Raw genomic sequence first — 13,914 nt, forward strand, 5'->3', positions numbered from 1 at the left:
CCTTACGCTCTTGGGGAGCAGAGGGACGATTTGTGGATGAGGGCAAAATATAGGAGGTTTTACACATGAAAAACACCAAGCAAGTCATTGCACTGGCATCTGCTGCCGCACTCAGCGTCAGCGTGCTGGCTGGCTGCGGCGGTGCTGCGTCCGACGCGACCAGCGAGAGCACCAGTACTGCTACTGCCGAAGCATCCAACACGGCCGCTTCTGATGGCACCCTCGTTCTGGCAGAGACCGGCTTTGAGGGCAAGTTCAGCCCCTTCTTTGCTTCCTCTGCTTCCGACCAGGATGTCATTGACCTGACCCAGCTAGGCCTGCTGGGCGCTGACCGTAAGGGTGAAATGATCCTGAACGGCATCGAGGGTGAGACCCGCGAGTACAACGGCACCGACTACACCTACTACGGCACCTCTGACTGCGTTGTCACCGAGAATGACGACGGCACCGTCACCTATGATATCAAGCTGCGCGACGACCTGAAGTTCTCTGACGGCGAGCCTGTCACCATCGACGACGTCATCTTCTCGATGTATGTTTTCCTTGATCCTACGTATGACGGCTCTGTAACCATGTACTCCACCCCCATCGTTGGTCTGGAGGAGTACCGCAATTCTATGTCCACCCTGTCCAAGCTGATCGCTGAGGCCGGCGAGGACAACACCGACTACACCAACTTCACCGAAGAACAGCAGAAGGCTTTCTGGGATGCTGTCAATGACGGCGGCGTGAAGTTTGCCCAGGAGATCGTTGACTATATGATGGCCAACGGTGCTACCGATGTCACCTCCGCCGCTGCCGGCTGGGGCTTTGACCTGCCCGACGGCGCTGATGCGAAGGCCTTCTTCCTGGCTATCGGCGAGCAGTACGACTGGAGCTTCTCCGCTATGGAGGCTGAGTCCGCCGGTTCTGCCCTGTCTGAGCTGATCCCCGAGGATGTCTACGCATACTCCACCACCGGTGTCAATGTCGGCAATGCAGTTGCCAACGTTGCCGGTATCGTCAAGACCGGTGATTACAGCATGACGCTGACCACCAGCGAGCTGTCCACCACCATGATCTACCAGCTGCAGATGCCCATTGCCCCCCTGCACTACTACGGCGATGAGAGCCTGTACGACTACGACAACAACTCCTTTGGCTTTGTCAAGGGCGATCTGAGCGGCGTCCGCTCCAAGACCAGCGCTCCTCTGGGCGGCGGTATGTTCACCTTCTCCAAGTACAGCGACGGCGTTGTCTACCTGGATGCCAACCCCGACTACTTCAACGGCGCACCGAAGGTTGCCCACGTCAACATGAAGGAGACCCAGGAGGCCGATAAGATCACCGGCGTTCAGGCCGGCACCATCGACATCTCCGATCCTTCCTACTCTCTGGAGGTTGCTGACCAGATCGCCGACATCAACGGCGTCGAGGGTGAGGACGGCCCCGTCATCACCACCCGTCTAAAGGATTACCGCGGCTACGGCTACATCGCCCTGAGCGCCAAGAACGTCAACGTCGGCGGCGACCCTGCCTCCCAGGCCTCCAAGGATCTGCGCAAGGCCATCATGACCGTCATCGCCGCTTACCGTGATGAGGGCATCGACTCCTACTACGGCGATACCGCTACCGTCATCAACTACCCCATGTCCAACACTTCCTGGGCTGCTCCCTCCGTCACCGACGACGGCTACCAGATCGCCTACTCCACCGACGTGGACGGCAACGAGATCTACACCTCCGACATGAAGAGCGAGGACAAGTACGCCGCCGCTCTGCAGGCTGCCCTGGGCTACTTTGAGGCTGCCGGTTACACCGTCGAGAACGGCCAGATCACGGCTGCCCCCGCCGGTGCCAAGATGGAGTATCAGGTCAACATCGGTGCTTCCGGCAATGGTGACCACCCCTCCTTCCAGACCCTGACCAACGCTGCTGCCGCCCTCAAGACCATCGGCTTCACCCTGACTGTCAACGATATGGCCAACGCTTCTGACCTGTTCGCTTCCTATCAGTCCGGCGCTGCCGAGGGCTGGGTCGCTGCCTGGCAGTCCACCAATGACCCCGATATGTTCCAGCTGTACCACAGCCAGGGCGCTACCAACTACTACGCCATCAACGATGCCGACCTGGATGAGCTGATCATGGCTGCCCGCCAGACTACCGACCAGGAGGCCCGCAAGGCCATGTACAAAGAGGCTATGGAGATCATCCTGGATTGGGGTGTCGAGCTGCCCGTCTACCAGCGCAGCGAGGCTACCATCTTCTCCACCGAGCGTGTCAACATCGACACCATCGCGAAGGATCAGACCCCGTACTGGACCTACAAGTCTGAGCTGAACAACCTCGAGCTGAACTAAGCTCAACTTACCGTTGTGAAAGCAGGTGACCGCCCGCCAAGGGCGGTTGCTTGCTGTCAAGGCATGGGCGGACCAATGCCCGCCCGCGGGGCGTCGAGGACGCCGCCCCCTACAACTGCTAATATGGTCGTCCCACTCCCACGCAGTGTTTGCGCGCTGCGTGGGATGGGGATGCCCACATTACGGCATTTCCCTGCAAAATAAACGCGGTCTAACCGTGCAAGGAAGGAACGAAAACTCTTGCGAAATTACATCATCAAGCGTATCGCGCAGTCGGTATTGATCCTGTTCTGTGTCATGTTCATTATCTACGCGCTGATCCGCAGCCTGCCCAGCTCCTTTGCCGAGACGATGGCAATGCAGCTGGCCCAGGCCCCCGGTGCCAAACCCTATGAGGAATGGCTGGCCCAGCTCAATGCGGCCTACGGCCTTGACCTGGACATTATCCCCGGCTTCTTCACCTGGCTGAGCAAGGCCGTTGTCGGCAACTTCGGCGACAGCTGGAAGTGGAACGTGCCCGCCACCCAGAAATTCACCGAGGTCATCGGCCTGTCTGTCATCATGGGCGGCATCTCCTTTGTGCTGTCCATCGTGATCGCCGTGCCCCTCGGCGTGCTGGCTGCCACCAAGCAGTACAGCCGCACGGACTACGTCATCACGGCTGCGGCGCTGGTCGGTATTTCGCTGCCCACCTTCTTCTTTGCTACGCTGCTCAAGCTGCTGTTCTCGGTCAAGCTCGGCTGGTTCGATCTGTACGGCCTCGTCGGCCGCGACTATGCCCAGCTGGACGCCTGGGGGCAGTTCTGCGATAAGGCCAACCATCTGGTGCTGCCCATCGCAACGCTGGTCATCGTCTCCATCGGCGGCTATATGCGCTACACCCGCACGAATATGCTGGAAGTGCTGAACGCGGACTACATCCGCACTGCCCGCGCCAAGGGCCTGTCGGAGCATACGGTCATCTACAAGCACGCCTTCCGCAACACGCTGATTCCCCTTGTCACCATCATCGGCGGCAGCCTGCCCGGCCTGTTCAGCGGTGCCCTTATCACCGAGACGCTGTTCTCCATCCCCGGCATCGGCTATATTTCCTACCAGTCCATGGTCGCAGGCGACATCCCCTTCACGATGTTCTACCTGTCCTTCATGGCGGTGCTGACGCTGGCCAGCAACCTGCTGACCGATATCCTGTACGGCGTGGTTGACCCGCGCGTGCGCATTTCTTAAAGAAAGGAGACTGCACACCCATGAGCGAAAACACGCAGAACCAGAACCCGAAGCAGGAGCAGTACTCCCTGAACGATGACCGCCGCGTCAAGGTTTTGTCTCCCGGCGCACTGGTCGCCAAGCGGTTCTTCCGCAACCGTCTGGCCGTCGTCGGTCTGTCCATCCTGATTGCAATGTTCCTGTTCTCCTTCGTCGGCGGCCTTGTCAGCCCCTACGGCCAGGACGAGCAGTTCTTCACCTACACCCAGATGTCCAAGGAGTTCGTCGGCGTCACCCGCAACGACACGATGCGTTTTGTCGTGGCCGACGGCCAGAACTTCGGTTCCATCGCCCAGAGCAAGGCCCTCGAAGCCGTGAAGAAGGGCAGCACCGAGTTCAACTATAAGGATACTGACTACACCGTCGATATCCAGAGCGACGACTTCTATGTCGTCTACCAGGGCAGCGATGTCATGGGCTATGCCAGCCGCGACCTTGTCAACGAGGCCGACGGTGCGCCGAAGTTCAGCTTTGACGTCAAGCTGGCCGCCCTGACTGCCATGACGGCAGGGGAGAGCGACTTCACCGCCGACGGCGTGGACTACACGCTGAACAAGGACGGCGAGATCGCCGCCAATGGCGAGCAGCTGGGTTATGTCAGCCGCTTTGTCGTCTCCGCCGCCGATTCCAGCATCGTCGTTACCCGCGATTTCAAGGATCGCCTGGAAGAGGCCATCAACGAGAACGCCGATAAGTTCAACTACACCGACGCCGAGGGGAACGAGGCCGAGTACGATATCGTCTACGATGCCTCCACCAAAGTTTGGTCCGTCAAGCAGATGACCGAGACTTATGTCTACGACCGCTACGCCAGCCCCAGCAAGGCGCATTGGCTGGGCACCGACACCAACGGTATGGATATGCTGACCCGCCTGATGTACGGCGGCCGCGTCTCGCTGATCATCGGCTTCATCGTCGTCGTCATCGAGGCATCCCTGGGTATCCTGATGGGCGGTATCTCCGGCTACTTCGGCGGCTGGGTCGATAACATCATTATGCGTGTTGTCGATGTTTTCTACTGCATCCCTTCGATGCCGGTCATCATCATCATCGGCGCGGCCATGGACGCCATGCGTGTGGATTCCTGGAAACGTATGCTATACCTGATGCTGATTCTCGGCTTCCTGGGCTGGCCCAGCATTGCCCGCCTGGTACGCGGCCAGATCCTCTCCCTGCGTGAGCAGGAGTTCATGCTGGCCACCGAGGCCTGCGGCATCAAGGTCTGGCACCGCATTTTCCGCCACCTGATCCCCAACGTTATCCCGCAGCTTATCGTTACCTGCACGATGGGCCTGGGCTCCACCATCCTGACCGAGGCCACCCTGTCCTTCCTGGGCCTGGGCGTCAAGTATCCGTTCGCCTCCTGGGGCAACATCATCAACGATGTCAACAACGCCTACGTTATGACGAACTACCTGTTCATCTGGATCCCCGCCGGTATCTGCCTGCTGCTGACCGTTCTGGGCTTCAACTTTGTGGGCGACGGTCTGCGCGATGCGTTTGACCCCAAGATGAAACGCTGATTGGAAGGAGAAACACACGATGGCTAAAAATCAGGACGGATATCTTTCCGCCAAAGAGTCGCGGCGTATCTCCAAGGAAAACCGCCGCATCACCGACCAGTACGAGAAGCGCCGCAAGCGCCGCAACGTGCCCGAGAGTGAGTACACCACCCAGATGAAGGACCCCGCCAACGCGGTGGAGTTCGATAACCTGCACACCTATTTCTTCACCGACACCGGCGTCGTCAAGAGCGTCGACGGCGTTTCGTTTGAAGTGCCCATCGGCAAGACCGTCGGCGTTGTCGGTGAATCCGGCTGCGGCAAGTCTGTCACCAGCCTTTCCCTGATGCAGCTGCTGCAGCGCCCCCAGGGGCAGATCGTCGAAGGCGAGATTCGTCTGAACCTCGGCAATGACAAGGCCTACGACATTGCCAAGACCCCGACCGACAAGATGCAGGGCCTGCGCGGCAACTATATCTCGATGATCTTCCAGGAGCCTATGACGAGCCTGAACCCGGTGTTCCGCATTGGCGCACAGATCGAAGAGGTCATTGCCCTGCACGAGGGCGAGGGCAAGACAAAAGAGGACATCAAGAAGCGCACCATTGAAATGCTGGAGATGGTCGGCATTGCCAACAGTGAGGGTGTCTACGCGATGTACCCCCACGAGCTGTCCGGCGGTATGCGCCAGCGCGTCATGATCGCTATGGCGCTGGCCTGCAACCCCAAGATCATCATTGCGGATGAGCCGACCACGGCGCTTGATGTGACGATTCAGGCTCAGATTCTGGATCTGCTGCGCAACCTGAAGGACCGCATCAACTCGTCCATCATGCTCATCACCCATGACCTCGGCGTTATTGCGGAGATGGCCGACTATGTTGTTGTCATGTACGCAGGCCGCGTGGTGGAGAAGGGCACCGTGCAGGAGATCTTCACCAACCCCAGCCACCCCTACACCATCGGCCTGATGGCCTCCAAGCCGGTTGTCGGCAAAAAGGTCGACCGCCTCTACTCCATCCCCGGCAAGGTGCCCAACCCGGTCAACATGCCGGACTACTGCTACTTCAAGGACCGCTGCGAGCTGCAGCTGCCCTGCTGCAGCGGCGAGTACCCCTGCGAGATCAGCCTGTCCCCGACACACAAGGTCAGCTGCTATCGCTATTATGAAGAAAACAGAAAGGCGGGTGAGTGACGCATGGCAAAAGAAAAAATGCTGCCCGAGAACGATTACACCCCCGTCACCTACGACCCTCAGTATATTCTGATGGTTAATCACCTCAAGAAGTATTTCCCCATCAAGGGCGGCCTGCTGTCCCAGACTGTAGGGCATGTCAAGGCCGTTGACGGCGTCACCTTCAACCTGCGCCGCGGCTGCACGATGGGTCTGGTCGGCGAGTCCGGCTGCGGCAAGTCCACGACCGGCCGCACCATCCTGCGTCTGGGCGGCGATAAGACGGGCGGACAGGTGCTTTTCAACGGCAAGGAGGTCTACGACATGACCCCCGCCGAGATGCGCACCCTGCGCACCAAGATGCAGATCATCTTTCAGGATCCGTTCTCCAGCCTGTCGCCCCGTCTGCCGGTCGGCGAGATCATCGGCGAGGCTGTGCGTGAGCACAATCTCGTCCCGAAGGCGGAATTCAACGATTATATTGATCAGGTCATGGACGACTGCGGCCTGCAGCCCTACCACAAGACCCGCTACCCGCATGAGTTCTCCGGCGGCCAGCGCCAGCGTATCTGCATCGCCCGTGCCCTTGCCCTGAACCCGGAGTTTGTGGTCTGTGACGAGCCGGTCTCCGCACTGGATGTTTCGATTCAGGCCCAGATCATCAACCTGCTGAAAAGCCTGCAGGAAAAGCGCAACCTGACCTACCTGTTCATCTCTCATGACCTGAGCGTTGTCGAGCATATCTCCGACACGGTCGGTGTCATGTACTTGGGCAATCTGGTCGAGTACGGCGAAACGGATGACATCTTTGCCCACCCGCTGCACCCCTACACCAAGGCGCTGTTCTCGGCCATCCCCATTCCGGACCCGACTATACGCCGCGAGCGTATTGTGCTGCAGGGCTCCATTCCGTCCCCGGCCAACCCGCCGTCCGGCTGCAAGTTCCATACCCGCTGCCCCTATGCCACCGAGCGCTGCAAGACCGAGGCACCCAAGCAGCGTGAGGCTGAGCCGGGCCATTATGTGGTCTGCCACCTGTACGACAAATGAAAAAGCATGAACCCTTTGAGGACGATGGGCATACCATCGCCGATATGAACGGCATCGGCCCTGCGCCGATGCTGCGCCCCCACCGCCGAAAGGCGGCCCAGCCCCCGGAGCCGGCCAATGACCGCCCGTGGGAGCAGGAGCCGGAATGGACCGCCAAGGAAAAGCTCTGGGCGGTTCTGGGCGTGCTGAAGGCCACCCTGCTCATCGCCGGAGTCTATCTGGCCGGGCTGGGTGTGCTGCTGGCCGCTTTGTTCCTGCTGTGGAGATGAATATAAAATAAAAAGGCATGTACGATTGGATCGGTCGTACATGCCTTTTTTGCGGTCAGAAAACAAAAACCGCTCAAAGCCTTGCGGCTTCAAGCGGTCTTGGTGCGCCTGCAGGAACTCGAATCCTGGACCCTCTGATTAAAAGTCAGATGCTCTACCAACTGAGCTACAGGCACATCTATTATGCTGTGCGAATCACAGCTTCAATATTATAGCAGTCTCGCTGCAAATTGTCAATATGGTTGGCAAAAGATTTTGCCGGAATTTGCCCGTCTTTGCCGCAAGCCACTTGCCAAACACGCCGCGGCGCGGTATAATACTTATTTAGAAAACTATAACCGTAAAGGGGACTGGAAATATGGAAACTTTGGGCAGCCTGCGCCGCACCAACTACTGCGGTGAAGTCAGCCTTGCAATGGCTGGTCAGGAAATGACGGTCTGCGGCTCGATCGCCCGTGCCCGCGACAAGGGCGGCATCATCTTTGCCGACCTGCGCGATACCACCGGCATCCTGCAGCTGGTGTTCGATGAGGACACGCCGAAGGAGGTCTTTGCCAAGGCCGAGAGCCTCAAGAGCGAATATGTTGTCATCTGCCGCGGCAAGCTGCGTGAGCGCGCCGCCAAGACCGACAAGATCGCCACCGGCGATGTGGAGTTGTATGTTGCTGAACTGCGCATCCTGAGCGAGGCCCAGACCACCCCGTTTGAGCTGCGCGATGAGATCAACGTCAATGACGATCTGCGCCTGCGCTACCGCTACCTTGACCTGCGCCGTCCGTCCATGCATGAGCCGATCGTGCTGCGCAGCAAGATCATGCAGATCATCCGCAACTATTTCTGCGAGAACCACTTCACCGAGATCGAGACCCCGACCCTCATCAAGTCCACGCCCGAGGGCGCGCGCGATTATCTCGTTCCCAGCCGTGTGCAGCCGGGCCACTTCTATGCACTGCCCCAGAGCCCGCAGCTGTATAAGCAGATCCTGATGCTGTCCGGCTTTGACCGCTACTTCCAGCTGGCCCACTGCTACCGCGACGAGGATCTGCGCGCCGACCGCCAGCCTGAGTTTACCCAGGTGGACGAGGAGATGAGCTTTGTCTCCGAGGACGACATCATGACCCTGAACGAGGGTCTGATCAAGCGCCTGTGGAAGGAAATGCTGAACGTCGATGTCGAGACCCCGTTCTACCGTATGCCGTGGGACGAGGCCATGGGCCGCTTCGGCTCCGACAAGCCCGACACCCGCTTCGGGCTGGAGATTCAGGATGTGACCGAGGTGTTCAAGGGCACTGAGTTCAAGCCCTTCGCTGCAGTGCTGGAGGCCGGTGGCAGCATCCGCGCCATCAACGCCAAGGGCATGGCCGACAAGCTGAGCCGCAAGAACATCGACAAGCTGGGCGAGGTCGCCAAGACCTACGGCGCCAAGGGTCTGGCCTACAGCCGCCTGACCGCAGAGGGCACCTCCTCCAGCTTTGAAAAGTTCCTGACCGATGCTGAGAAGGCTGCGCTGTATGCCGCACTGAACGCCGAGACCGGCGATGTGTTGCTGATCGTCAGCGATGCCGACTGGGTCAAGGCCTGCACTGCGCTGGGTCAGGTCCGTCTGGACATTGCCCGCAAGCATGGCCTGATCGACCCCGACAAGTTCAACTTCCTGTGGGTGGTGGACTTCCCGCTGTTTGAGTACAGCGAGCAGGAGGGCCGCTGGATGGCGATGCACCACCCGTTCACCCTGCCCAAGGCCGAGGATCTCGACAAGGTCGAGAGCGACCCCGGTGCCTGCCACGCCGTGGCCTACGACATTGTTCTGAACGGTGTCGAGATGGGCGGCGGCTCGATGCGTATCAACGACCCCGCTTTGCAGGATCGCATGTTCCACGCCCTCGGCTTTACCGAGGAGAAGGCCCGCGAGAGCTTCGGCTTCCTGATGGACGCCTACAAGTTCGGCGCACCCCCGCACGGCGGTATGGCCTACGGTCTGGACCGCATGGTCATGCTGATGCTCAAGAAGGATTCCATCCGCGATGTGATCGCCTTCCCGAAGGTGCAGAATGCCGGTGAGCCGATGAGCGGCGCCCCCGATGTGGTGGACGCCCAGCAGCTGAGCGACCTGAACATTGCCCTGACGCTGAAGGACTAAGTCAGAAGTCATTGCGCTGTAGGGGCCGGACATGTCCGGCCCGCAGCCTGCCCGCAGGATTCCCTTTTGCGGGTAGGTGCAGGGCGAGGCATGCCTCGCCCCTACATGGCAGCAAAAATATACGCCCGACCGTATTTGTGCGGTCGGGCGTTTTTATGTTATCTCAATATTTCGGCTTCGGCTCGTCGCTCGGCTTCACCGGGTACTCGGCGGGCGGGGGCGTCTGTGCGGGTTTGGGCAGCTTCTCCTTCTTGGGCCGCTTTTTCCAGACCTTGCGCAGGATGAACACCACGACCACTGCGATCAGCACCACCGGCCACAGGTAGACCAGCGCAATGACCAGCCCCTGCACGAATCCAACGAAGGCGTCCCAGCCGCCGCCGAACGCATCGGCAATGCGCTCGGTGAAGGTCACGCCGGTCGGGGTCAGGGTTGCGACCTCTTCCAGATAGATGTCTACGGTCGAGTAGCTGACCTGCTGGTCCATGTTGCGCAGCTGGCGGGTGTAGTTCTCGAGCTGGTACTGCACATCGGAAAGCTGGCTCTCGATTTCCAGCAGATCCGCCGTTGTCTCGGCCTGATCGGCCAGTTCGTTCAGGCGGGTGCGCTGGGCCTCCAGCGCGGTAAGCCGAGCCTGTACATCAATGTAGCTGCTTGTGATGTTCTCGGCGTTCTCACTGACATTGCGCACGCTGCCTGCCTCGCCAACGGCGGCCAGAAACGCGCGGTAGTTGTCCACCGGCACCCGCACGGTGTAGTCGGCGCTGCGGTCGTGATCCTTTTCGGTGCCGTAAACGCTGACGGACTCCATCCATGCATCGTTGGCCTCGACCGCAGCCATCAGGGTTTCGCGGGCAGCGTCAAAGTCGGTGGATTCCATCGACAGGCTGGCGTTATAGATGATCTTCTGTGCGGTCTCGTCAGTGGCAGCCTCGGCGGCGTTGGCGGGCATCAGGCTGCTGTCCGTCCCGCCTGCGGCGCTGTCGTAATTGTAGCTTTCCTGCGCGGCGGCCTCGGTGGTGTAGTAACCGCCGTCTTTGCTGCTGATGCTGCCGCAGCCCGCCAGCAGTGCGGCAGCGGCCAGCGCAGCGGTGATACGGGTGATGCGATTTTTCATGTGGATGCTCCTTTCTACGTAAAGGCTTCCCCTGAGGGGGAAGCTGTCCGCGAAGCGGACTGATGAGGGGGCAAGTTTGCCTTGCCGCCTTTTTACGGCTCGGTGTCGGGAACGCCGCCCCTCATCCGGCCTTCGGCCACCTTCCCCCTCGGGGGGAAGGCATTTCCCTTTTCACCAATATAACACGGAAAATGCGCGTTGTGTGTTACAAACCAAATACAAAAAAGTGGGATGTGCCGTAATTTTGGCACATCCCACAAATTTTTGGCTGATTATTCGGCTTTCTGCCCAAGCGGCTTGACATCCTCGTTGTCGGCAAAGGCAACGGCGTTGAAACCGGCAGCCTCCAGCGTGCCGAACTGCTTGCCCAGCTTTTTGGCCTGAGGCAGTACGGTCACATCATAGTCGGCGCGCAGCTGCTCTGCCTTGGCCAGCACGGCGGCAAAGTCGGCGTCCTTGAGGTAGAGCAGCGCCATCTTCGGCTTTGCGCCGGGGATCTGGTAGCCCTGCTCCAGCAGAATGCCGCAGACGCGCTCAAAACCGATGGAGAAGCCCACTGCCGGGACCTGCTGGCCGATGAACTTGCCGACCATGTTGTCGTAGCGGCCGCCGCCTGCCACAGCACCGCTGAACTGCGGGCAGGTGACCTCAAACACCATGCCGGTGTAGTAGCCCTGACCGCGCACGAGGCTGGGGGCGTAGGCGATGGCGTAACGGCCGCCGGCCACACGCTCACTGGCGGCAATGACATACCGCAGGTCGGCGGTCAGTGCCTCGTCATCGACACGGGCGGCCACAGCGTCCAGACTGAAATCACCGGCGCGCAGGAAATCATCCAGCGCCTGCACGGCCGAGGCAGCAAAGCCCTTCTCGGTCAGCTCGGCCTTGACGCCGTCCGCGCCGATCTTGTCCATCTTGTCAAAGCTGATGCAGACCGAGTCAAGCTGGTCGGCGGCAAAGCCCATCTTCTCGAGCATGGCGCGCAGAATGCGGCGGTCGTTGATGTTGACGGTGAAGCCGGTGAAGCCGATCTTCAGCAGGGCGCGGGCCGTCACATCGATCAGCTCGACCTCCGCATTGGGGGAGGAGTCACCCAGAATGTCAATGTCGCACTGGACAAATTCGCGCAGACGGCCCTTCTGCGGGCGCTCGGCGCGGTAGACGCGGTCCGTCTGGATGACCTTGAAGGGGTTGGGCAGCTCGTTGCGGTTGGCCGCGTAGTAGCGGGACAGCGGAAGCGTCAGGTCATAGCGCAGGCCCATGTCGGACAGCTGCTTCTCGTCGCCGCTTGCCAGCGCGTGCTCCAGCTTGTCGCCGCGCTTGAGAACCTTGAAAATCAGGTTCAGATTATCGCCGCCGTCGCTCTTGTCCAGGTTCTCCATATCCTCCAAAATCGGGGTGGAGATGCGCTGGAAGCCTGCGGCGCGGTAGGTGGCCAGGATCTGGCCCTGGATATAATCACGCAGCGCCTGTTCCCGCGGGAGCAGATCGCGCATACCTTTTAAAGGTTGTGTCTTCATGGTGGTTCTCCTTATTGCAAATTGGCTTCCCCCCTTGGGGGAAAGCTGTCACCGAAGGTGACTGATGAGGGGCGCGTTTGCCATAGTGACCTACAAATGGGCAATAAAGGCAAGCCTGCCCCATCCGGCCTTCGGCCACCTTCCCCCACAGGGGAAGGCTTTTTATATATAATCATATCGCCCAAACCGCATTTTGTCAATCCAAACCGGGCATACTATGCCGAAAAGGGGAGGGGATACCTGTGCCGAAACAGAATCGCGGGCCGTACATTCTAGCTGCGGGGGCGGCGGCGCAGCTGCTGACCGGCATACCGGCGGCGTGGGGCGTCTTTCAGCAGCCGGTCATGCAGGGGTACGGCTTTTCACGCGGGCAGGCTATGCTGGGGTTTGCGGTGCTGGTCGCGGCCTACGGTGTGGGCTGTGCCGTGGGCGGCCTTCTGCAGGATGCCCGCGGCCCGCGCCCGGCAGGGCTGTGGGGTACGGTGCTGCTGGCAGGCGGCTTTTTTGCGGCTGCGCTAGTACCGCCTGCCAACGCAGCGCTGTTTCTTGTTGTCTACAGCCTGCCCGCCGGGTTGGGCAGTGCGTTTTTAGCCCCGGCGGTGCTGGCCTGCGCCCAAAAGTGGTATCAGGACAAAAAAGGCTGGGCCACCGGCGTGGCGGGGGTGGCCATGGGGCTGTCCGGCGCGTTTTTTACGGTGTTTGTCAAGGGCATCGGCGGGCGGTGGGGCATTCGCGTCTGCTTTGCTGCGCTGGGGGCGGTCATGCTGGTTGTCTGCGGCGCGGGTGCGCTGATTTTGCAAGACCCACCGCCTAAACCCCAGAGCGGAAAGCCCCAGCCGGGGCCGAATTTTGACTACAAGCAGATGCTGCGCACACCGCAGTATAAGCTCTGCGCGGCAGCGGTGGCGCTGTCGGCCCCGGCGGTGCTGCTGTTCAGCCCGGAAATATTCAAGATCGCCGCCGAGCGCGGCCTGCCGGAGAGCGCCGCACCCTACAGCATCGTGCTGGGCTCGGCAGCCAGCGCGGCGGGGCGGATGCTGCTGCCCGCCGTCAGCGACAAGCTGGGCCGTAAGCCGGTGCTGTATGCCGTGTATATCGGTCTTGCGGCGGGCAGTGCGTGGTTTGCCTTTGCGGAGGCGTGGTGGCTGTTGGCGGCCTACGCCTTGCTGACCTTTTTCTACTCCGGCGGCGCGGCGGTGCAGCCCTCCTTCAATACCGATCTTTTCGGGCTGGCGCACGCGGGTGTCAACTACGGCTTCATCGCGCTCGGCATGAGCGGCGGCAGTATCCTGAGCTATATCGGCGCGCAGGCCCTGCCGCTGGCGGCCCGCCATTGGCTCGCCGGTGCCTGTGCCGCAGGGGGGCTGGTTTGTGTCAGTCTTGTAAAACCTGTGGAGAATGGTTGAAAAAATCGCGGGCACGGGGTAAAATAGGACAGCAGCTGTAGGGGCGAACATCGTTCGCCCGTGGCCGTGTGCGGCAAAGGAAAAGTGCCCGGGCGGATATGGAATCCGCCCCTACGGCGTAGGGGTCGGCG

Annotated in this window: 10 protein-coding genes and 1 tRNA gene; 8 read left to right on the forward strand and 3 right to left on the reverse strand. The window is 60.4% G+C overall.

Translation table 11 applies throughout. The features are described 5' to 3' along the window. Window positions 1-65 precede the first annotated feature (65 nt). The 6 genes from OGM67_00100 (at window position 66) to OGM67_00125 (ending at window position 7,600) form a co-directional block, all read left to right on the forward strand. On the forward strand, window positions 66-2,339 hold the full coding sequence (locus OGM67_00100) for an ABC transporter substrate-binding protein (protein UYJ34790.1): 2,274 nt from the start codon (window positions 66-68) through the stop codon (window positions 2,337-2,339). A 240-nt stretch (window positions 2,340-2,579) separates the two neighbouring features. Further along, the gene (locus OGM67_00105; protein UYJ34791.1) at window positions 2,580-3,566 is read left to right on the forward strand and encodes an ABC transporter permease; all 987 of its coding nucleotides are present in this window, start codon (window positions 2,580-2,582) and stop codon (window positions 3,564-3,566) included. Window positions 3,567-3,586: 20 nt separating this feature from the next. Then, window positions 3,587-5,128 (forward strand): ABC transporter permease, encoded by a 1,542-nt coding sequence (locus OGM67_00110; GenBank protein UYJ34792.1) that lies wholly within the window; start codon window positions 3,587-3,589, stop codon window positions 5,126-5,128. A gap of 19 nt (window positions 5,129-5,147) precedes the next feature. Beyond that, window positions 5,148-6,302, forward strand: coding sequence for an ABC transporter ATP-binding protein (locus tag OGM67_00115; protein UYJ34793.1), 1,155 nt, complete (start codon window positions 5,148-5,150; stop codon window positions 6,300-6,302). Between the two features lie 3 nt (window positions 6,303-6,305). Beyond that, complete coding sequence (locus OGM67_00120) at window positions 6,306-7,331, forward strand: ATP-binding cassette domain-containing protein (protein ID UYJ34794.1); 1,026 nt, start codon at window positions 6,306-6,308, stop codon at window positions 7,329-7,331. Beyond that, window positions 7,328-7,600, forward strand: a complete 273-nt coding sequence (locus OGM67_00125; protein UYJ34795.1) for a hypothetical protein — start codon at window positions 7,328-7,330, stop codon at window positions 7,598-7,600. The genes OGM67_00120 and OGM67_00125 overlap by 4 nt, the downstream gene beginning before the upstream one ends. A gap of 100 nt (window positions 7,601-7,700) precedes the next feature. Here OGM67_00125 and OGM67_00130 read toward each other — a convergent pair. Continuing rightward, window positions 7,701-7,776: transfer RNA gene (locus OGM67_00130), tRNA-Lys, on the reverse strand. Between the two features lie 182 nt (window positions 7,777-7,958). Here OGM67_00130 and aspS point away from each other — a divergent pair. Beyond that, the gene (gene aspS / locus OGM67_00135; protein ID UYJ34796.1) at window positions 7,959-9,740 is read left to right on the forward strand and encodes an aspartate--tRNA ligase; all 1,782 of its coding nucleotides are present in this window, start codon (window positions 7,959-7,961) and stop codon (window positions 9,738-9,740) included. Window positions 9,741-9,903: 163 nt separating this feature from the next. On the opposite strand, the gene OGM67_00140 is transcribed toward aspS, so the two are convergent. Both OGM67_00140 and hisS read right to left on the reverse strand, forming a co-directional pair. Then, window positions 9,904-10,857, reverse strand: coding sequence for a DUF4349 domain-containing protein (locus tag OGM67_00140; protein UYJ34797.1), 954 nt, complete (start codon window positions 10,855-10,857; stop codon window positions 9,904-9,906). A gap of 272 nt (window positions 10,858-11,129) precedes the next feature. Continuing rightward, entirely contained in the window at window positions 11,130-12,377 is a 1,248-nt protein-coding gene (gene hisS, locus OGM67_00145) for a histidine--tRNA ligase (GenBank protein UYJ34798.1), read from the reverse strand. 242 nt (window positions 12,378-12,619) lie between these two features. On the opposite strand from hisS, the gene OGM67_00150 reads away from it, so the two are divergent. Then, window positions 12,620-13,783, forward strand: a complete 1,164-nt coding sequence (locus OGM67_00150; GenBank protein UYJ34799.1) for an MFS transporter — start codon at window positions 12,620-12,622, stop codon at window positions 13,781-13,783. The last annotated feature ends 131 nt before the right edge of the window (window positions 13,784-13,914 follow it).

The organism is Oscillospiraceae bacterium (genome assembly GCA_025757985.1).
In the GTDB taxonomy this organism is placed as follows: Bacteria; Bacillota; Clostridia; order Oscillospirales; family Ruminococcaceae; genus Gemmiger.